General features: G+C 64.9%; 26 protein-coding genes. All 26 read left to right on the top strand.

What is annotated here, in order from left to right; all coding sequences use genetic code 11:
• Window positions 1–19 precede the first annotated feature (19 nt).
• The 26 genes from AX767_RS00430 (at window position 20) to AX767_RS00305 (ending at window position 16,471) form a co-directional block, all read left to right on the top strand.
• Complete coding sequence (locus tag AX767_RS00430) at window positions 20–235, top strand: helix-turn-helix domain-containing protein (RefSeq protein ID WP_068627869.1); 216 nt, start codon at window positions 20–22, stop codon at window positions 233–235.
• Between the two features lie 329 nt (window positions 236–564).
• Entirely contained in the window at window positions 565–975 is a 411-nt protein-coding gene (locus tag AX767_RS00420) for a hypothetical protein (RefSeq protein WP_068627867.1), read from the top strand.
• Window positions 972–1,481 carry a hypothetical protein gene (locus tag AX767_RS00415; RefSeq protein ID WP_068627866.1) on the top strand — a complete coding sequence of 170 codons (510 nt, stop codon included), beginning with the start codon at window positions 972–974 and terminating at the stop codon, window positions 1,479–1,481. The genes AX767_RS00420 and AX767_RS00415 overlap by 4 nt, the downstream gene beginning before the upstream one ends.
• Complete coding sequence (locus AX767_RS21145) at window positions 1,478–2,089, top strand: hypothetical protein (RefSeq protein ID WP_156480908.1); 612 nt, start codon at window positions 1,478–1,480, stop codon at window positions 2,087–2,089. Before AX767_RS00415 ends, AX767_RS21145 begins: the two co-directional genes overlap by 4 nt.
• Window positions 2,090–2,246: 157 nt before the next feature.
• Window positions 2,247–2,726, top strand: coding sequence for a hypothetical protein (locus tag AX767_RS00405; protein ID WP_068627864.1), 480 nt, complete (start codon window positions 2,247–2,249; stop codon window positions 2,724–2,726).
• 2 nt (window positions 2,727–2,728) lie between these two features.
• Window positions 2,729–3,709 (top strand): AAA family ATPase, encoded by a 981-nt coding sequence (locus AX767_RS00400; protein WP_068627863.1) that lies wholly within the window; start codon window positions 2,729–2,731, stop codon window positions 3,707–3,709.
• A 70-nt stretch (window positions 3,710–3,779) separates the two neighbouring features.
• Entirely contained in the window at window positions 3,780–3,986 is a 207-nt protein-coding gene (locus AX767_RS00395) for a hypothetical protein (RefSeq protein WP_068627862.1), read from the top strand.
• On the top strand, window positions 3,983–4,423 hold the full coding sequence (locus AX767_RS00390; RefSeq protein ID WP_335338840.1) for a RusA family crossover junction endodeoxyribonuclease: 441 nt from the start codon (window positions 3,983–3,985) through the stop codon (window positions 4,421–4,423). Before AX767_RS00395 ends, AX767_RS00390 begins: the two co-directional genes overlap by 4 nt.
• Window positions 4,420–4,668: a hypothetical protein gene (locus AX767_RS00385; RefSeq protein ID WP_068627861.1), complete on the top strand. Its 249-nt coding sequence runs from the start codon at window positions 4,420–4,422 to the stop codon at window positions 4,666–4,668. The genes AX767_RS00390 and AX767_RS00385 overlap by 4 nt, the downstream gene beginning before the upstream one ends.
• On the top strand, window positions 4,665–5,018 hold the full coding sequence (locus tag AX767_RS00380) for a hypothetical protein (protein ID WP_068627860.1): 354 nt from the start codon (window positions 4,665–4,667) through the stop codon (window positions 5,016–5,018). Before AX767_RS00385 ends, AX767_RS00380 begins: the two co-directional genes overlap by 4 nt.
• The gene (locus tag AX767_RS21140; protein WP_156480907.1) at window positions 5,018–5,167 is read left to right on the top strand and encodes a hypothetical protein; all 150 of its coding nucleotides are present in this window, start codon (window positions 5,018–5,020) and stop codon (window positions 5,165–5,167) included. The genes AX767_RS00380 and AX767_RS21140 overlap by 1 nt, the downstream gene beginning before the upstream one ends.
• Complete coding sequence (locus AX767_RS00375; RefSeq protein ID WP_068627859.1) at window positions 5,164–5,565, top strand: hypothetical protein; 402 nt, start codon at window positions 5,164–5,166, stop codon at window positions 5,563–5,565. The genes AX767_RS21140 and AX767_RS00375 overlap by 4 nt, the downstream gene beginning before the upstream one ends.
• On the top strand, window positions 5,483–6,085 hold the full coding sequence (locus AX767_RS22185; protein WP_082754696.1) for an endonuclease domain-containing protein: 603 nt from the start codon (window positions 5,483–5,485) through the stop codon (window positions 6,083–6,085). Before AX767_RS00375 ends, AX767_RS22185 begins: the two co-directional genes overlap by 83 nt.
• A 203-nt stretch (window positions 6,086–6,288) precedes the next feature.
• Window positions 6,289–6,489, top strand: coding sequence for a hypothetical protein (locus AX767_RS00365; protein ID WP_068627857.1), 201 nt, complete (start codon window positions 6,289–6,291; stop codon window positions 6,487–6,489).
• Between the two features lie 4 nt (window positions 6,490–6,493).
• A complete protein-coding gene (locus tag AX767_RS21625) occupies window positions 6,494–6,955 on the top strand; it encodes a hypothetical protein (protein WP_068627856.1) in 462 nt (153 codons plus the stop codon).
• On the top strand, window positions 6,952–8,418 hold the full coding sequence (locus tag AX767_RS00355) for a terminase large subunit domain-containing protein (RefSeq protein ID WP_068627855.1): 1,467 nt from the start codon (window positions 6,952–6,954) through the stop codon (window positions 8,416–8,418). Before AX767_RS21625 ends, AX767_RS00355 begins: the two co-directional genes overlap by 4 nt.
• A 90-nt stretch (window positions 8,419–8,508) precedes the next feature.
• Window positions 8,509–9,105 carry a hypothetical protein gene (locus AX767_RS00350; RefSeq protein WP_156480906.1) on the top strand — a complete coding sequence of 199 codons (597 nt, stop codon included), beginning with the start codon at window positions 8,509–8,511 and terminating at the stop codon, window positions 9,103–9,105.
• A 12-nt stretch (window positions 9,106–9,117) separates the two neighbouring features.
• Window positions 9,118–11,499 (top strand): portal protein, encoded by a 2,382-nt coding sequence (locus AX767_RS00345; RefSeq protein WP_068627853.1) that lies wholly within the window; start codon window positions 9,118–9,120, stop codon window positions 11,497–11,499.
• Window positions 11,496–12,479, top strand: coding sequence for a hypothetical protein (locus AX767_RS00340; protein WP_068627852.1), 984 nt, complete (start codon window positions 11,496–11,498; stop codon window positions 12,477–12,479). Before AX767_RS00345 ends, AX767_RS00340 begins: the two co-directional genes overlap by 4 nt.
• Window positions 12,480–12,483: 4 nt before the next feature.
• Window positions 12,484–13,248, top strand: a complete 765-nt coding sequence (locus tag AX767_RS00335) for a LamG domain-containing protein (RefSeq protein ID WP_068627851.1) — start codon at window positions 12,484–12,486, stop codon at window positions 13,246–13,248.
• A 2-nt stretch (window positions 13,249–13,250) separates the two neighbouring features.
• Window positions 13,251–13,703 carry a hypothetical protein gene (locus AX767_RS00330; protein ID WP_068627850.1) on the top strand — a complete coding sequence of 151 codons (453 nt, stop codon included), beginning with the start codon at window positions 13,251–13,253 and terminating at the stop codon, window positions 13,701–13,703.
• Window positions 13,700–14,008, top strand: a complete 309-nt coding sequence (locus AX767_RS00325; RefSeq protein ID WP_068627849.1) for a hypothetical protein — start codon at window positions 13,700–13,702, stop codon at window positions 14,006–14,008. Before AX767_RS00330 ends, AX767_RS00325 begins: the two co-directional genes overlap by 4 nt.
• 95 nt (window positions 14,009–14,103) lie before the next feature.
• Window positions 14,104–15,078 carry a hypothetical protein gene (locus tag AX767_RS00320; RefSeq protein WP_068627848.1) on the top strand — a complete coding sequence of 325 codons (975 nt, stop codon included), beginning with the start codon at window positions 14,104–14,106 and terminating at the stop codon, window positions 15,076–15,078.
• A 26-nt stretch (window positions 15,079–15,104) separates the two neighbouring features.
• Complete coding sequence (locus AX767_RS00315; protein WP_068627847.1) at window positions 15,105–15,929, top strand: SU10 major capsid protein; 825 nt, start codon at window positions 15,105–15,107, stop codon at window positions 15,927–15,929.
• On the top strand, window positions 15,851–16,087 hold the full coding sequence (locus tag AX767_RS00310; RefSeq protein WP_335338839.1) for an SU10 major capsid protein: 237 nt from the start codon (window positions 15,851–15,853) through the stop codon (window positions 16,085–16,087). Before AX767_RS00315 ends, AX767_RS00310 begins: the two co-directional genes overlap by 79 nt.
• A 45-nt stretch (window positions 16,088–16,132) precedes the next feature.
• Window positions 16,133–16,471: a hypothetical protein gene (locus AX767_RS00305; protein WP_068627845.1), complete on the top strand. Its 339-nt coding sequence runs from the start codon at window positions 16,133–16,135 to the stop codon at window positions 16,469–16,471.

Genomic DNA, 16,471 nt, shown 5'->3' with positions numbered 1-16,471 from the left:
GTCCGACTAATATCGACTCATGAACCCCATCAAAGCAATCCGCGAGCGACTCGGTGTCACACAGGCCGAATTGGCGCAGGGCATGAACTGCTCGCAGAGCAACGTGTCCTTCTACGAAAAAGGGCAGACCGTGCCTCCGCAAGCCGCCAAGGCGCTCATCGCGTTCGCGGCCGAGCGCGAGCAGGTCGTCACGTTCGACCAGATCTACGCCGATTCCACCCAGCCCGCGGCCTGACCCGTGAGCCCCTTTACGTCCGGCCCCGCTGTGTCCACCCATTTTTTGGGAAGGAAAAGAGAGCACAGCGCGGGTCGGGCACCCATTCGAGCCATTGCGATGGTCTGTGCAGTCGGATGGGCTTACGCCGCCACGGCAGCCGTCATCACCGAGCACCTGGTGCTGGTCGGCCCGTGCGCTGTCGGCTTCATCGCTGCGCTCTTCACTGCGCAGGGCTGCGAGCCACTCGACGGCAAGGGTGTGGGCGGTTTTGAACATGCCCCGATTGAGCTTTTTTTACCCAAACCGACGAGACAGAACCGGTCAAGAAATTTGCGGAGCGCTGATTGATGCAACACGAACTGGGGCTTCGGCCCGACATGCTGATGATTGATCCGACCTTGATCGCCAAGCAGCCCACGATGAGCAAGGCCCTCGCGCTTTGCCAGTCGCTGAGCGGCCACGACGACAAGCATTTCATCGGTGCCACCGGCATCGTGAAAGACTCCGCGCAGTGGTCGCGGATCATGAACGCGGGGCAGCACAACTTCCCGCACGACAAGCTGAACCTGTTCATGGACCTGGCCGGCAATGAGGCCCCGCTGCTGTGGATGGTGCACCAGCGCGGCTATGACCTGGACAGCCTGCGCAAGCGCGAGACGCAGATCGAAATGGCGCTGCGCATGGCTCAGGAACAGATCCACCAGCTGCGCCACGACAAGCGCGTGCTGACGGAAGCGCTGCGGGGGATCACGTCATGAGCGCGAACCCATTCCGCGCCCTGCATCCGGTGTTCGACTGGCGCGAGACCCCGGCACAGATCGACTGGTCGGACGTCCACAAATCGAAGAAGCTGAGCACGAGCAGTTCGGCGAAGGTGTCGGCGGAACTGGCCGCAGGCGTCAACAACGGCACGATCCACGGCATATCGAAGCGTGCCGATGCGCAGATCGCCAACGTGCCGCATGGCGGCGCCTACGGGCGTGCTGTGCCGCGTCGTGGTGACAAGCGCACCGAGGTCAGCGATACGCAGAAGCTGCGCCGCGCGATGGTAGCCGGGCCCGCGACGACCGCCGAGTTGGCGATCGCAACAGGCATCAATCGCAAAGTCGTGCCGGCGCTGCTGCAGTACGACATGAGTGTCGGCCGCGTGGTGCAGTTGCGGGATACCCGGCCGTATCGCTATGAGCTGGCGGCGGGGGAGGGGTGCTTCTTTGTGGAGCAGGGCGCGCAGGCGAAGGCTGCGGCGGAGGCGGTCGCATCGTGAAGCGTCCCTCGTTCCAGTTCTACCCGGCCGATTGGCGCAAAGACGCCGCGCTGCAGTCGTGCAGCGTCGCTGCGCAGGGCTTGTGGATAAACATCCTCTGCATCGCGCACGAGTGCGATCCATACGGACACATGACGGTCAACGGCAAGCCGATGAACGCCGCGCAGATCGGCCGCCTGGTGGGGATGTCAGCGAAGGAGTGCAGCGGCTACCTGGCCGAACTTCAGGACGCCGGCGTTTCGTCAGTTGCAGAGGACGGATCGATCTACTCGCGCCGCATGGTGCGCGATGAAAAGGTCCGCGAAACCCGGGCAGAGATCGGCCGGCAGCACGGAATCAAAGGCAAAGAGTTCGGCGCGATGGGGGCTGAACACGGGGGTAAAGGCGGTCGACCGAAGGGCGAGAAAACCCCGGGTGATAACCCCCCTCGGAACCCCCGCAGGAACCCCCCCAAAACCCCCGCCCTTCTTCTTCTTCTTCTTCTTCATCTTCGGAGAAAGAGAAACGCGCTGTCGCGCCGCCTCGCCCGGACGATGTCGGCGAGCAAACCTGGGCGGACTGGCTGCAGTTGCGGAAGACGAAGCGAGCGACTGTCTCGCCGACGGTGATCGCGGAAGTGCGGGCCGAAGCGGAGAAAGCTGGCCTGAGCCTCGAACGATTTTTGGCGATCTGGTGCGCCCGTGGGTCGCAGGGGCTGCAGGCCGAATGGCTGAAGCCTGCCGAGGCTCGTGGTTCGCTCACCGATGACCCCTATCGAGGCGCCCGATGAAGCGCGACTGGTTCCCGACCAACGGCCGCGCGCTGCTCGAGCAACGCCGCAAAGGGCTGATGCCGGCCAGCGCCGTGAACGTGAATCTGGACGTGGCCGCCCGCGACGAACTCTGCTTCGTCGGGCATGTGCTGACGGTGGCGCCGCACATGCCCATCGAACGCATGAACTGGCGAATGCTGGCGAACCTCGCGGTCTGGATCTGGGCTGACGACAGCGTGCCGATCGAACGGTTGGTTCAGGTCGCCTACGACATCGTCGCCGTCAAGCCCGCGGCGCTGTTCGTGCGTTTCGTCGACCCGAAAGGCTTCGTGCACGACGTCGACTGCGGCAGCGGCATCCACGAGCCGGGCTACCCCGAGCACGGCATCGAGCCCGACCACGATTTCATTTTCTGCACGCTGAACCTGGCCGGCACTCGCCTCGGCTTCGAGGTCAGTCGTGCGCTTCGCCGAGCCCAACCGAAAGCAGCCTGACCATGGAACTCATTCCCGACAGTTTCGACTTCGACCAGTATTTCAAGAACGACCAGCTCGCGATCGATCCGGCCAAGATCAAACCAGCCAGCGCATGGTGCGATGCGGTGATCGATCGCTTCCACGGCAAAACCAGCGCGACGAGTTGGGAATCGCTCGGCTTCAACAAGATGGCCGGCTTCTTCGATCTTCGTCCCGGCGAGGTCACGTTGTGGGCCGGCGTCAACGGTCACGGCAAGACCACATTCCTGAGCAACGCGATGCTGAACGTGATGCACGGCGGCGGGAAGGTCTGTCTTGCATCGCTGGAGATGCCACCGGCGGCCAGCATGGCGAAGATGAGCCGGCAGGCTGCCGCGGTTGCCGTGCCTGCCGCGCCCTACATCCGCGGCTTTCACACCTGGACCGATGGCCGGCTGTGGGTCTACGACCACGTCGGCAAAGTCGCACCGTCTCGCATGCACGCCATCGCGACCTACGTGCGCAAGGAATTGGGCATCGAGCACCTCGTGATCGACAGCCTCATGAAGTGCGGCATGGGCACCGACGACTACACCGGCCAGAAGGATTTCGTCGACGGGCTCTGCTCGATCGCGCGCGACACCGGGCTGCACATCCACCTCGTGGTGCACATGCGAAAAGGCGAGACCGAGCACAAGCCGGCCGACAAATTCGACGTGAAGGGCGCTGGCGAGATCACCGACCTGGTCGACAACCTCGTGATCGTCTGGAAGGACCAGCGCAAGCACGAGCTCATGGACGAGATGTCCCGCAAAGCGCCAGAAGACGTCGACGAAAACGAGCGCAAGAAGCTCCTGGCCCGGCCCGACGCCATCGTGCGGGTCGCGAAGCAGCGCCACTTTGAGTTCGAAGGGAAGTTTGCCTTCTGGTTCGACAAGGCCAGCCAGCTGTACCTCGAAAGCAGCAACGAGAGGCCTCGATGGGTTGAGGTTCAGGCGCAATTTGATGAGGTGGTGGCGTGATCTCACTCCACACCCCACCCGCGCGCGCCCGCGCGCTACCCACAGATTTTCCACAGCCGAGGACGCCAGCATGAAAGTCGCCATCCACCGCGCCACGAACGGCGAAACCTTCTGGACCGTGACGAGCGCGAACAACCGCAAGATCGCCACGGGCGGCGAAACGTTCAAGCGCCCGAGCGGTGCGCGCAAGTCGTTCACGGTGATCGCGGCCGGCATTCGTGCGATGACCGAACCCGAGTTTGTGGCGTTCATGGCTGGGCTGGAGGCGAAGCCGTGATCCTGACCTTCCACGTCCCCGGCCAGGCTGTCGGCAAGGGCCGGCCACGCATCGGCAAGGTTGGCAACCACGCCCGCATGTTCACGCCCGCCAAGACCGTGAACTACGAAAGCCTGGTGGCTTTGGCCGCACAGCAAGCCATGGCAGGCCGCGCGCTGTTCGATGGCCCGGTCGAGCTCAAGATGCGGATCGACTGCCAGATCGCCGCCAGCTGGTCGGGCAAGAAGCAGCGCGATGCGGCAGCGGGCGCCATCGCGCCGACCACGAAGCCTGACATCGACAACATCGTGAAGGCCATCTGCGATGCGCTCAACGGCGTGGCGTGGAAGGACGATGTGCAGGTGGTCGACCTGATCGTGCGCAAGCGCTACGCGGTGATTCCCGGCGTTGCGGTGCAGGTGGTGGCGATGAAGCCATTCGAGGCGGTTGCAGCATGACGTGCCCCTCCTGCGCCATCGCAGCCCACACCCCCGACACCGGGCACCAGCACGCCGGGTGCCGAGGCTGCGCAGTCCGCGCGCTCGCTCAGGGCCGGCTGTTCCACGCATCGGGCGTTGATGGCTTGCTCTCGGCCGAGTACCGCAAAGCCTTGTCGACTGTGGCCGGCGACGACTGGCGCGCGCTGCACGACGAGGTGAAGGCGCAGGCGGCGCGCATCCGTGACGCGAGGGCTGTGCTGTGAGCTGGGCCGCAGTTGCAGGCGCGGCCGTCGGCTTGGTCGGTGGTGGCACCGGAGGCAGCACCAACTCGCCCAAGCGCACGACCTGCGCCGGCTGCGGAGCTGCGCTGACCTCGGACCGCTGCGGGCACTGCCGGCGCGAGCGTGATGCCGTCGAAGAGGCGCCCGCGCGCCGCCGCGAGTCCAGCAGCTACGTCAGCCCCGCCCCGGCGCCAGAACCCTACGACTTCACGCCGAGCTACAGCGCGCCGCCGGCCCCCGCGCCGAGCTACGAGCCGCCCGCACCGTCGCCGTCCTTCTCGTCTGGCGGTGGCGGTGACTACGGCGGTGGTGGCGCATCGGGGGACTGGTGATGACGCTCATCTGCAAGCCGAAAGGCCGCGGCAACTGGCACACGGTCGTGATCCAGACCAACCTCCCACCCGACCTGTTCCGCGTGCAGGCCGGCCATACGTTCGAACTCGGCGGCCGCGTGCTGCGTGTCTGTGAGGTCCGCCCATGAACCTGTCCCGCCCAACCCTCGACCACAAGGTCGACGGCCTCCTGTCGCAGTGGCACGACCGACGCGCCGGCTACCAGCACACCCGCGGCTTCAGCGGCTCGGACGCCACGTGCCGCGATTTCCAGACCCCATCGCATCAGGACTGGTGGAACGGCGCCGAGGACGACCGGGCCGACGACCTGGTGACGCTGGCCGTCGAGCGCGCGATCGCCCGCATCCCGAACACGCCCAGGCGCTGGCGCACGGTGATCGAGTTCGAGGCGCGCAACCTGCACAGCCGCGCGAACGTGTGGCGCTCGCCGGTGCTGCCGACGGATGCGGGGGAGCTGGAGGTGCTGCGGATGGAGGCGCGGAATCAGTTGCTGCGGGAATTGCAGCGCGAAGGCGTCGTCACATGACGTTGCAGATTGCGGCCCGTTCGGCTACAGTGCGTCCGCGTGCACAGCCGTGCGCGTCACCTTTTCGAATTCACCCAATCAAGCCCGCATGTTTACTCGTGCGGGCTTTTGTCGTTTCGGAGTGCGTATCTTGGGAATGAGAAAACATGTGCTCACGAGCAAATGTCCGGACAGCAAGACCGGAGTGTGTGCACATTGCGGGCCGGTGAAGATCCGAATCAAGCACGGGATCTGGAAATGCCAAGTTGCTGTGAATGAGCATCGCGGCGAGAGTGGCCGACACGACTCAGTCGGCGGCCACGGGTTGACGGTGTCCGAGGCTGCCGAACTCAGGCACGGGAAAGTGTGCGAAATCTGTGGTTCGTCCAATCGGCTTGCTGTGGATCACTGCCACGCTTCCGAAAAGATCCGGGGCGTGTTGTGCATCCGATGCAATGTAGGTCTCGGCTATTTCGACGATGACACGCAGCGGATGCATGTAGCCATCGAGTACTTAAAAAAACATTCGCCCGTCGGGTAGCCGGCGGGTTTTGTCGTTTTCACCCCCGGACAGATGCGCCAGTCTTGCGTGCAGAGCGGCGGGTAAACCGCTCAGGAATCTCACCATCCGCACTCGATGGTCGCGAGACGCGAGCGCGAACCGCTGTGGCCCTGCGCGCAAGCGTCAGCCGGAAGGGCCTTCGCACGGGACAAGCCACGGCAGCCCCCGAAAAGGAACTCACCATGCCCAACATCGTTTTGAAGCTCGCCCAGGGTGAGCGCGTCAGCATCGCCGCCAAGCTGCAGGAGGCCAAGGTCGACCGCGACGCGGTGAAGGTCGCGCTTCAGGCCGGCAACCAGACCGTGACGAAGCTGCAGGCGCAACTGGACGAGGTCGACGAGTGGCTTGTTGCCCAGCAGGCCGCCGCGGCTGCGAAGGTCTGAGGCAATGACAGGAGTCAAATTCTCAGCCGAGACCGCGATCGACAAGCTCGGCATCGAGGCGCTGTGCGACCGACTGATCGGCGGTGAGACGCAGAACGAAATCTGTCGCAAGCTCAAGATCTCGCCCGGTTCGATGGCGCGGTGGATCGCACTCGACGACGAACGCGGCGCACGTGTGCGCGAGGCCCGCATCCACGCTGCACGCGCATGGGACGAGAAGGCCAGCGAAGTCATCATCGAAGCACGCACCGCGATCGACGTGTCGAAGGCTCGCGAGCTCGCTCATCACTACCGCTGGCGCGCCAAGATGGCCAACCCCCGCGAGTACGGCGAGAAGCTGCAGGTCGACCAGACCACCACGATCATCAATCTCACCGACGAAGAGATCGACCGCCGCGCGAAGAAGATCCGCGAGACGCTTGCGGCTGCCGAAGCACCACCGACCACCGGCGAGCCGGCACCGTGAGCGCAGTGCTTGCGCCTGGCCAAATCCGAGCGCTGAAGCTCGAAGAACTGGGCCTGTTGGAGGAGCAGCATCGCAGGGTTATCGGCAACAGGCTGCGACAGTACCGGCCGTACCCAAAGCAGGCGGAGTTCCACGCCGCTGGCAAGACTTACCGGGAGCGATTGCTCAAAGCCGGCAATCAGCTGGGCAAGACATGGTCCGCCGGTTTCGAGACCGCGATGCACCTCACCGGCCGCTACCCGGACTGGTGGGCAGGTAGGGCGTGGGACCGCGCCGTGCGCTCATGGGGCGCTGGCGAGACGACCGAGGTCACGCGCGACTCTATGCAACTGATCTTGTGCGGCAAGTTGGATCACATAGGCACCGGCGCGATACCACGCGATGCCATCAAGGATCGCTCACTTAAACGGGGCGTCTCCGAGGCGATCGACACACTGATCGTTCGGCACGGCGGCGGCGGCGACTTGCAGGCCGGCGAGTCTTCGTTCACCTTCAAGAGCTACGACCAAGGCCGGGAAAAGTTCCAAGCGGCCACGCTCGATTGGGTCTGGCTGGATGAAGAGCCGGACATGGAGATCTACACGGAAGCGCTGACACGGACCAATGCGACTGGCGGATGCGTGGCGCTCACCTTCACGCCGCTCAAGGGCATGACAGGCACGGTGAAGCGCTTCCTGATCGACAAGGTGCCCGGTACGCACGTCACCACGATGACGATCAACGACGCCGAGCACTACACGCCCGAGCAGCGCGCCGCGATCATCAGCAGCTACCCAGCGCACGAGCGCGAGGCCCGCGTGAACGGCGTGCCGACGCTGGGCTCCGGCCGCATCTTCCCTATCGCAGAAGAGGCCATCAAGGTGCCGGCGATGGAAATTCCGGCGCACTGGGCGCGGATCGCAGGCATCGACTTCGGATGGGACCACCCGAGCGCCGCTGTCGACCTGGCATGGGACCGCGACACCGACGTGATCTATGTGACGAAGGCTCACCGTCAGCGCGAGCAGACGCCGCTGCTGTTCGCGGCGACCGTGAAGCCGTGGGGCGACTGGCTGCCGTGGGCCTGGCCGCATGACGGCCTGAACGAGACAGCGGCAGGCGGTGGCAAGGCGCTGAAAGATCAGTACGCGGCCCACGGCCTGCACATGCTGGCCGAGAAGGCCACGCACCCGCCAGTACCGAACGACAAGGGCGAGCTGATCGAAGGCTCAGGCGGCAACAGTGTCGAGGCCGGCGTGCTCGATCTGCTGGACCGCATGCAAACCGGCCGCTTCAAGGTGTTCGACCACCTCGGTGACTGGTTCGAAGAGTTCCGGATGTACCACCGCAAAGACGGAAAGATCGTGAAGCTCGACGACGACCTGATGAGCGCCACACGCTACGCAAACATGATGAAACGCTTCGCCTGCACCAAGCCGTCGCCGTCCAAACCCATCGTGTATCGCAAACGAATGATTGCCTGACCGGCATCTGCAACGACACACCGTCCGTTGCTCGCAACCCGCATTTCGTGGGCTGCCTACAACCCCGGCGAAAGCCAAAAGGAGCCGCAAATGACCGCACCGACCGCAAAGCAAGTGAACGACGCAGAACGGGGCCTCGCGGCCCTTGCGCGCGCCGGCGAGGACGCACAGGAAACGCCCGCGAAGTCCGAAGTCCACACCTATGCCGATGGCACGCAGGTGGTGGGCGCGCCCCCATTCCCGGCCAAGTCGCCGCGCGAGCTGCAGGCCGATGAAGCCCGCGGCATGTCGCCGATGGCTGTCCCGATGGGCATGAAGCAATCGGGCGAGAACGTGTCCGACATCGTGGCCGCATCCAGCGCGCGCACGCCCGAACAGGTCAAGTTCGACGCCGAGCAGCAGCTCACCGCGGATGTGCTGTCGGGCAAGGACCCGCACACCCCGAACCCGACCACATCAAGCGACAAGCCGATCCTGGCCGGCACGGGCAACGTGATCACCGCCGGCGACGTGGAAACACCGATGAACCCCGAGCCGACCGCCGAAGACCTCGCGCGCATCGCCAAGGCCATCGAGCCCAATGGCGACATCGAAGCGACCGACGAGCAGAAGGAAGGCGCGGCCGTGCAGATCGTGCGCGAGACCAAGGGCGCTGTGGTGGTCGACAAGACCTCGAAGAAGAAGTAAGCCGTGGCAAAGATGGATGACGTAACCCTCCTGTCGCTCCTGCAGACGCAGGAAGACAGCAGCGCGCAGTTTCTGGGCAACACGCTTGCACAGGAGCGGCGCCAGTCCTTGAAAGAGTTCTACCGGGCTCCCTACGGGAACGAGGAAGAGGGTTGGTCGTCCATCGTCACGAGCGAGGTTCAGGACACGGTCGAGTGGATCCTGCCTGACCTGCTCGACATGTTCCTGAGCACACCCGACGCGGTGGAGTTCGAGCCCACGGAAGAGGGCGAGGCCAAGGGCGCCGAAGAGGCGACGCAGGCCGTCAACCACGTCTTCCACAAACACAACAACGGTTTCCTGATCCTCTACACCGCGTTCAAGGACGCGCTGACGGTCAAGAACTGCGCAGTGCACTGGCGCAAGGAAACCGTTCGCACGCTGCGCCGTATTCCGGTGCAGAGCGCCAGCCCTGAGATGCTGACCATGCTGGTGCAGGACGACGACGAGATCGTCGCGGCCAACCAGGTGCAGCAGCCCATGATCGACCCGGCGACCGGACAGGCCGTGATCGGCGTCGACGGGCAGCCGGTGATGCAGACCATCATCAATGCGACCATTTCGCGGCCCGAAGAGCGCCAGCGCATCCGCGTCGAGGCCTTCGACCCCAACGACCTGCTGGTGCAGAGCGGCTGGACCACCCCGATCCTCGACGAGTGCCCGTATGTCGCGCGCTCGATGGAGGTCACCTGGTCGGAGCTGAAGGAAATGGGCCTGGTGGTCAAGGTCGACGGCGAGATGCTGGAACCCGAAGATCTCGCGGCCAGCAATCAGCCGAACCCGGGCGAGAACGACGATGACATGCGCGCTGACCGCCGCGGCATCAGCGACGAGCCGGCGCAGAACCGCAACGAGGTTGACCGCGACGACGAGAGCCTCACGCGCGGCTTTCTGCGCATTGAATGGGTGCTGGTCGACTACGACGGCGACGGCGTGGCCGAGCGCCGCGAGATCTACCGCCTGGCCGACAAGATCCTGAGCAACGAGGAATGCGAAGAGGTGCCGATCGCCACCGGCTCCCCGATCCTCGTGCCGCACCGATGGGACGGGATGAGCGTTGCCGAGATCATGAGCGACCTGCAGATGCTCAAGACCGAGATGACGCGCGCGGTGGTGAACAACGCCACGCTGGCGAACAACCCGCGCCAGACCGTGCTTCAGGACAGCAACGGCGCGCCGCTGGCCGACATCGACGACCTGCTCGACGGGCGCCCGGGTGGCCTGGTGCGCATCAAGCAGATCGGCGCACTCGGGGCCGACGCGACACCTTTCATCGGCGGCCAGGCGCTCAGCGTGCTCGAGTACTTCGACCAGATGGGCGAGAAGCGCACCGGCGTGAGCAAGATGCAGCAGGGCATCGACCCCAACGCGCTGCGCACCGACCGTACCGCCTACGAAGCCGGCCAGCTCAACAACGCCGCGAAGTCACGCATCAAGCTGATCGCTCGAGTGATGGCCGAGACCGTGCTGAAACCGATCTTCCGCGGCATCCTGCGCCTGCTGACCTCGGGCGACATGGACCCGATCACCTTCCGGCTCGGCGATCAGTTCCTGAAGCTCGACCCGAACGAGTGGACCGACCAGTACCTGCTGACCACGAACGTCGGCCTGGGCACCGGCGACGCCGAGAAGCAGATCATGGGCCTGGCCAAGATCACGCAGATGCAGATGGGCATGGCGACCGGCCCGATGGGCGAGATGTTCGTCACGCCCGAACAGATCTACAAGTCGCAGGCCAAGATGATCCAGCTGCTGGGCTTCAAGAATGTTGGCGACTTCATCAAGGACCCGGGCCCGCAGGCGCAACTGCCGAAGCCGCCACCGCCGCAGCCGGACCCGACCGCGATGGCTGTCGCGCAGCTCAAGACGCAGGCCGACATGAAGAAAGCCGAGTTCGGCATGCAGCAGGACGCGCAGAAAACCGCGTTTCAGCAGCGCATCGAAGAGCGTCGCCAGGAAAACGAGGCGACGCTGCAGGCCACGAACGACGCGCGCGACGCACAACGCGAGGAGGCCGCCGCGGCCCGCGCGCACGAGCTCGAGCTGGCCCGCATCGCTGCGGAAGACCAGATCAACATCCGCGACAACCGCACGCGCGTGATCACGGCCCGTATCGCGCACCCCGAAGGCTTGCCGAGCGGCATCGACATCGATCCCGTCACCGGCATGCCCTACGAGCAGGCAGACCCGATCGCGCCCGTCATGGATGCGCTGGCCGCCCTCACGAGCCACATCACCGCGCCGCGCATCCTGGTGCGTGATCCGACCACCGGGGCGCCCGTCGGCGTCCAGCAGGGCAACATGACGCAGACCATCCAGCGCGATGACGCCGGCAACATCACGGGGGCCGCATGAGCGACACAGTCACCCTTCCCGGCACCGGGGCAGTCATCGCGACCGACGACGTTGGCGGCGTGCAGTTTCAGCGAATCAAAATCGCGGTTGGCGCCGACGGCGTAGCTGCGGATGCGTCGGCGGCGGCACCGCTGCCAGTTGGCGGCATCCGGCGCGATGCAGATACCGCCTACGCCGCCGACCTTGCCGCGCATCCCCTGTTGTTCAACGACGGCGGGCGCCTGAAGGTCTCAGTTACACCAGCCGACATCGCCAGCACAGCGGGCAACATCACGACCAATGGCGGCGTGGTGGCGCTCCAAGTCAAGCGTTTGTCGAACCTTTCCATCTCGATGGTGGCGGCCGCACTCGTCGGCCACAACGTCACGTTCGAGGCATCGAACAACAGCACGACCGGCAGCGACGGTACGTGGTACGGCGTGCAGGTCGTGCGCTCCAACGCCAACACAGTCGAGACAGCATCGGGCGTGCTGGCCGCGACCCCTGCTTACATGTGGCAAGTCAACGTCTCCGATTACGCCTGGTTTCGCGTTCGCGCGACCGCGCATACCTCAGGCACTGCCGCGTACATCCTGAACCCGTCCAGCTACGTGAGTGAGCCAATTCCGGCGATTCAGGTCTCGGCGACCCAGCCCGTCAGCGGCACGGTTGCAGTTACCGCACTGCCGGCCGGGACCAACCTGATCGGCAACACCGGTGTCGCAGCGGCGACCCACACCGACAAGAGCGGCACGATCACCGCGGGCGGCACGGCGCAAACGCCATTCGCGATCAACGCGGCCCGGCGCGGCTTCCTGATCCAGAACAATTCGGCCGGCGATCTGTGGTTCAACACCCTCGCCACTGCGGTGCAGTCGCAGCCGAGCATCAAGCTACCGGCCGGCGGCTACTACGAATCGCCGTATGGCGGCTGCCCGACCACCGCGATCAGCATCATCGGCGCCACGACGGCGCAAGCCTTCTCGGCACGGGAGTGGTGACACCATGCCGATGAGCTTCCCCGTGGCTGCTGCGCTTGCGCCCGGGGTGATGTTCGTCGCGCGTTTGCGCAAGGGCCTGGCGCCACTCGTTGCCGCGAGCTCGACGCCGTACCGCGATGCGGTCATGACAGACGCGCCGGCCGCGTACTTCCGGCTGGACGAGGCCGCGGGCAACTTTGTGAACACGATCGTGCCGGCCGAGACGGGCGTGGCAAGCGGCACCGTGACGCGCAGCGTCGCGACCCTGACGCAAGACGTTGGCGACAAGGCCATCACGTTGTCCGGGTCCGGCAACGTGGATGTCTCGACCACCGCCTACAAGTACAGTAGCTCGTTCAGTTACGAAGCGATCGTCCGCATCACGCCTGGCTCGCTCACGTCGGGAAACAACCTGGCAGTGATCAGCAAGGCCGCGGGCGGCGCGTACCTGCGCATCAAGGGAACAGGGACCGGCACGGGCGTTCTAAACTGGCTGCGGTCCAACATTGCCGACCTCGGATCGTCGAGCGTCACAGTCTCGGAAAACACGACCTATCACGTCGTCGTGACGGTCAGCGCGGCCGGCGTGCCAACCTTCTACGTAAACGGCGTCGCCGCCGGCACCGGCACCACGAACACCACGTTCACCGAGTCGAACAACTCGCTGCGGATCGGGCAGGACAATTTCTCCGAGTACCTGCAGGGCACCATCGACGAGGTGGCGATCTACAACTCGACGCTGTCCGCGGCGCGCGTCCTTGCGCACGCTCAGGCGGCAGGGCTGGCCTGATCATGTTGCTCCTGCTCTTCGCCGGCCTCGGCGGCGTCGTCCCACCCACTCCAGACCCTGGTGCTGGCCCTGTCGTCGAGTTCACGATTGGCGGCGCGCCGCGCTACCGTCGCGACCCGAACCACATCCCCATCCTCCAGCGCGCACTGGCCGCCAAGGCAGACCGCTTCGTCAAGCCCGCGCACGACCGCGCTCAGCGCCGCGCCAAGGCGATCGAGGTCGAAGCCGCTGAACTGGTGCTCGAGCAACCGGAAGCCGCCGAGCAGTCGTTCGCGCAGCTGGTCGACCGCTGGCTCGCCGAGCGTCCTGTCATGCCGGCCGCGACCGACCCTTCACAGCAATTCCTCGCGCAGATCGCACTGCGCATCCAACAGATCAACGCCCAAGCAGAGGCCGCTGAACTCATGCGCCGCATGCGCGATGAAAGCGACGTCCTGGCGCTGCTACTCCTATGACCGACAAGACCTCCGACCAACATCAATCCGACCTCGGCCTCTACGCGCGGCAGGCGCTGGAGAACCCCGCAGTCGTCGAAGCGCTCGCCCGCATGAAGGCTTCGTGCGCACAGGCGATCAAGGAATGCCCCATCCGTGACCCCGAGGGCCTGATGCTCTCCGTGCAGGCCGCGCGCATCACAGACAGCTTTGAGCGCGTGCTGCTCGGCATCTTCGAGAACGGCAAGGCGGCCAATGCGCGCATCTCCATTGACAGCGAGCGAAAAGAGTCGCGGATGTCGCGTGTCGTTCGTAGAATTTCGTAGGCGCTAACACCAGCGCATCTCGGCCTCTGTTGTGAAACATGCCTTCCCGGCCTCAGGTGTTTGAGAGGTTGGGCTGATTGAAAGTAGCAAGCATCATGGCAATCGACGGACAAGCGCTCGACGCCCCGGACGCAGGCGATGACCTGATCGCGTTTTTGGAAGCGGACGACGGCAGCGCCGACGCTCCCATCGAACCGATCGACGGCGACGAGCCGGGCGACGAGCCCGACAACTCCGACCTGGAAACCGCAGAGGACGACCCGGCAGAGGATGACGCAGAGGACGACGAGTCCGAAGCCGATCCCGACGCACCCGCCAAGCCGGCGACCGGCCTCAAATTCAAAGTCCCCATCAAAGGCGAAGACGGGGCCGACACGACCATCGAGGTCGACGAAAAGGAACTGATCTCAGGCTATCAGCGGCATTCTGACTACACCCGCAAGACGCAGGAACTCGCGCAACAGCGCGACGAAGTGCAGACCACGGCGATGCAGAAGATCGACGAAGGCCGGAATTTCTTCCTGCAACAGGCGCAACTCGCGCATGACACCGTCTCGCGTCTGGCTGGGCTCAAAACCCCTGCCGAAATGGCGCAGCTCGCGCAGACCAACCCGTCGGAATGGGCAGCGGAAACCGCACGCACCCAGCAGATCAACGCAGTCCTGCAGGAACTCAACCAGGCCAGCCAGCGCGCATCCCAGCAGCGCGAGCAGGAACAGGGCGAAGTCCAGCGGAAAGCGTTCTCGACCGCATGGGGTGTGCTCGGGCAGCACGGCATCGACAAGCCGAAGCTGACGAAGATCTTCGAGGACATCGCGACGCATTACGGGGTCGACAAGAACCGTTTCGCGACCGTGACCGATCCGAAGGTCGTGCTGATCATGCAAGACGCCGCCGCGTATCGCGCGCTGAAGGCAAAGGCTGGTGCCGTGACCAAGAAGGTCGCCGCCGCTCCGCGCCTGCCTGCTCAACGGCAAGCCGCCGCCCCGCAGGAACGCACCAACAAACGCCTGGAAGACAAGTTCCGCACCGGCAATGCCGGCCTGCGCGACCTCGCCAGGTTCGTCTGACCTCGAACACCTGAAGGAGCCACATCATGGCCGTCCCCGCAAATACCTACACCCGCTTCACGGCGAACACCAACGTCCGTGAAGACCTGATCGACAAGATCACGATGACCAACCCGGAGAGCACGCCGATCATCTCGGCCGCCGGCAAGGCCACCGCCGAGAACACGTACCACGAGTGGCAACGTGACAGCCTGCGCGCCCCCAACAAGGACAACGCGGCCCTCGACGGCGACGACGCCACCGCCAGCGCGAAGACCCCGCCGCAGCGCGTAGCCAACGTGTGCCAGATCTTCCAAGACACCATCAGCGTGTCGGGCCGTGCCGAGAAGGTCAAGAAGGCCGGCATGAAGTCCGCGATGGCCTACAACAAGGCCAAGGCGTACAAGGAACTGCAGCGCGACATGGAAGCCATGGTCGTCTCGGCCAATGCGGCCATCGCAGGTTCCGGCGGCGTCGCATCGAAGTCGGGCGGCCTGGGTGTGCTGCTCTACTCGAACGCGCAGCACGGCGCCGGCGGCTCGACCGTTGCGCACACCAGCGGCGCACCGACCACGGCACCGACGGCAGGCACCGGCCGCGCGCTGACTGAAGCGCTGATCAAGGCTGCCAATCAGGCCGCCTACATCGCCAGCGGCATGATCCCGCCCGCCGTCTACATGTCGCCGAACCACAAGGGCGTGTTCTCCAGCTTTGCAGGCATCGCCGTGAACCGCGTCGAAATCGCGGCAAGGGCAAGGACACCAGCCAGGCCAAGATCATCGGCGGCGCGGATGTGTACGTGTCCGACTTCGGCAACCTCGAAGTCGTGCCTCACTACATCATGGCCGGCTCGACGATGGTGTTCGGCCTGAACCCCGACTACATCGACATCGCCTACCTGCGGCCGTTCTTCGCCGACGAGCTGGGCAACACCGGCGACAACACGAAGGCGCAAGTGATCGTCGATGCGACCGTGCGTGTCACTTCCGAGAACTGCCAGTTCAAGATCGCCGACCTGACCGGCGGCTGATGACCTCGGGGCCCCTTCGGGGGCCCTTTCTTCATTGGACACACCATGCAAAAAGAAAACGGCTTTTCCGAGAACGTCAGCTTTGTCGAAAAAGCGCCCGACCACACGTCTGCGGTCGGCACCACGTTGCATTTCGAGGGTCAAGACCTCATCACGCAGCGCACGCAGGACATGGAGCCCGTGCTGGCCCACGTCCAGCAGATGCGCGAGGCCACTGAGGGCAAGAACTGGGGCGAAGGACGCCTTGTCGGCCACATCCCGGCCCTGTACTACCCAGCGATCGCGGCGATCACCGACCGCGACCAGCGCAATCAGGCGATCCAGCGCTTCTTCCGCGAGCACCCGCAGTTCGTGAGCTATTCGCCCTACCTGAAGAAGCACTGA

This window comes from Variovorax sp. PAMC 28711, from assembly GCF_001577265.1.
In the GTDB taxonomy this organism is placed as follows: domain Bacteria; phylum Pseudomonadota; class Gammaproteobacteria; order Burkholderiales; family Burkholderiaceae_C; genus Variovorax.
Note: the sequence above shows the minus strand (reverse complement) of the source record. Positions and strands in the feature narration are given on the sequence as shown.

What these genes read in the sequence shown, in the direction of transcription:
- AX767_RS00430 (WP_068627869.1), top strand. Translation starts at nt 20, where the DNA reads ATGAACCCCATCAAAGCAATCCGCGAGCGACTCGGTGTCACACAGGCC.
- AX767_RS00420 (WP_068627867.1), top strand. Translation starts at nt 565, where the DNA reads ATGCAACACGAACTGGGGCTTCGGCCCGACATGCTGATGATTGATCCG.
- AX767_RS00415 (WP_068627866.1), top strand. Translation starts at nt 972, where the DNA reads ATGAGCGCGAACCCATTCCGCGCCCTGCATCCGGTGTTCGACTGGCGC.
- AX767_RS00405 (WP_068627864.1), top strand. Translation starts at nt 2,247, where the DNA reads ATGAAGCGCGACTGGTTCCCGACCAACGGCCGCGCGCTGCTCGAGCAA.
- AX767_RS00400 (WP_068627863.1), top strand. Translation starts at nt 2,729, where the DNA reads ATGGAACTCATTCCCGACAGTTTCGACTTCGACCAGTATTTCAAGAAC.
- AX767_RS00395 (WP_068627862.1), top strand. Translation starts at nt 3,780, where the DNA reads ATGAAAGTCGCCATCCACCGCGCCACGAACGGCGAAACCTTCTGGACC.
- AX767_RS00385 (WP_068627861.1), top strand. Translation starts at nt 4,420, where the DNA reads ATGACGTGCCCCTCCTGCGCCATCGCAGCCCACACCCCCGACACCGGG.
- AX767_RS21140 (WP_156480907.1), top strand. Translation starts at nt 5,018, where the DNA reads ATGACGCTCATCTGCAAGCCGAAAGGCCGCGGCAACTGGCACACGGTC.
- AX767_RS00375 (WP_068627859.1), top strand. Translation starts at nt 5,164, where the DNA reads ATGAACCTGTCCCGCCCAACCCTCGACCACAAGGTCGACGGCCTCCTG.
- AX767_RS22185 (WP_082754696.1), top strand. Translation starts at nt 5,483, where the DNA reads ATGCGGGGGAGCTGGAGGTGCTGCGGATGGAGGCGCGGAATCAGTTGC.
- AX767_RS00365 (WP_068627857.1), top strand. Translation starts at nt 6,289, where the DNA reads ATGCCCAACATCGTTTTGAAGCTCGCCCAGGGTGAGCGCGTCAGCATC.
- AX767_RS21625 (WP_068627856.1), top strand. Translation starts at nt 6,494, where the DNA reads ATGACAGGAGTCAAATTCTCAGCCGAGACCGCGATCGACAAGCTCGGC.
- AX767_RS00350 (WP_156480906.1), top strand. Translation starts at nt 8,509, where the DNA reads ATGACCGCACCGACCGCAAAGCAAGTGAACGACGCAGAACGGGGCCTC.
- AX767_RS00345 (WP_068627853.1), top strand. Translation starts at nt 9,118, where the DNA reads ATGGATGACGTAACCCTCCTGTCGCTCCTGCAGACGCAGGAAGACAGC.
- AX767_RS00340 (WP_068627852.1), top strand. Translation starts at nt 11,496, where the DNA reads ATGAGCGACACAGTCACCCTTCCCGGCACCGGGGCAGTCATCGCGACC.
- AX767_RS00335 (WP_068627851.1), top strand. Translation starts at nt 12,484, where the DNA reads ATGCCGATGAGCTTCCCCGTGGCTGCTGCGCTTGCGCCCGGGGTGATG.
- AX767_RS00330 (WP_068627850.1), top strand. Translation starts at nt 13,251, where the DNA reads ATGTTGCTCCTGCTCTTCGCCGGCCTCGGCGGCGTCGTCCCACCCACT.
- AX767_RS00325 (WP_068627849.1), top strand. Translation starts at nt 13,700, where the DNA reads ATGACCGACAAGACCTCCGACCAACATCAATCCGACCTCGGCCTCTAC.
- AX767_RS00320 (WP_068627848.1), top strand. Translation starts at nt 14,104, where the DNA reads ATGGCAATCGACGGACAAGCGCTCGACGCCCCGGACGCAGGCGATGAC.
- AX767_RS00315 (WP_068627847.1), top strand. Translation starts at nt 15,105, where the DNA reads ATGGCCGTCCCCGCAAATACCTACACCCGCTTCACGGCGAACACCAAC.
- AX767_RS00305 (WP_068627845.1), top strand. Translation starts at nt 16,133, where the DNA reads ATGCAAAAAGAAAACGGCTTTTCCGAGAACGTCAGCTTTGTCGAAAAA.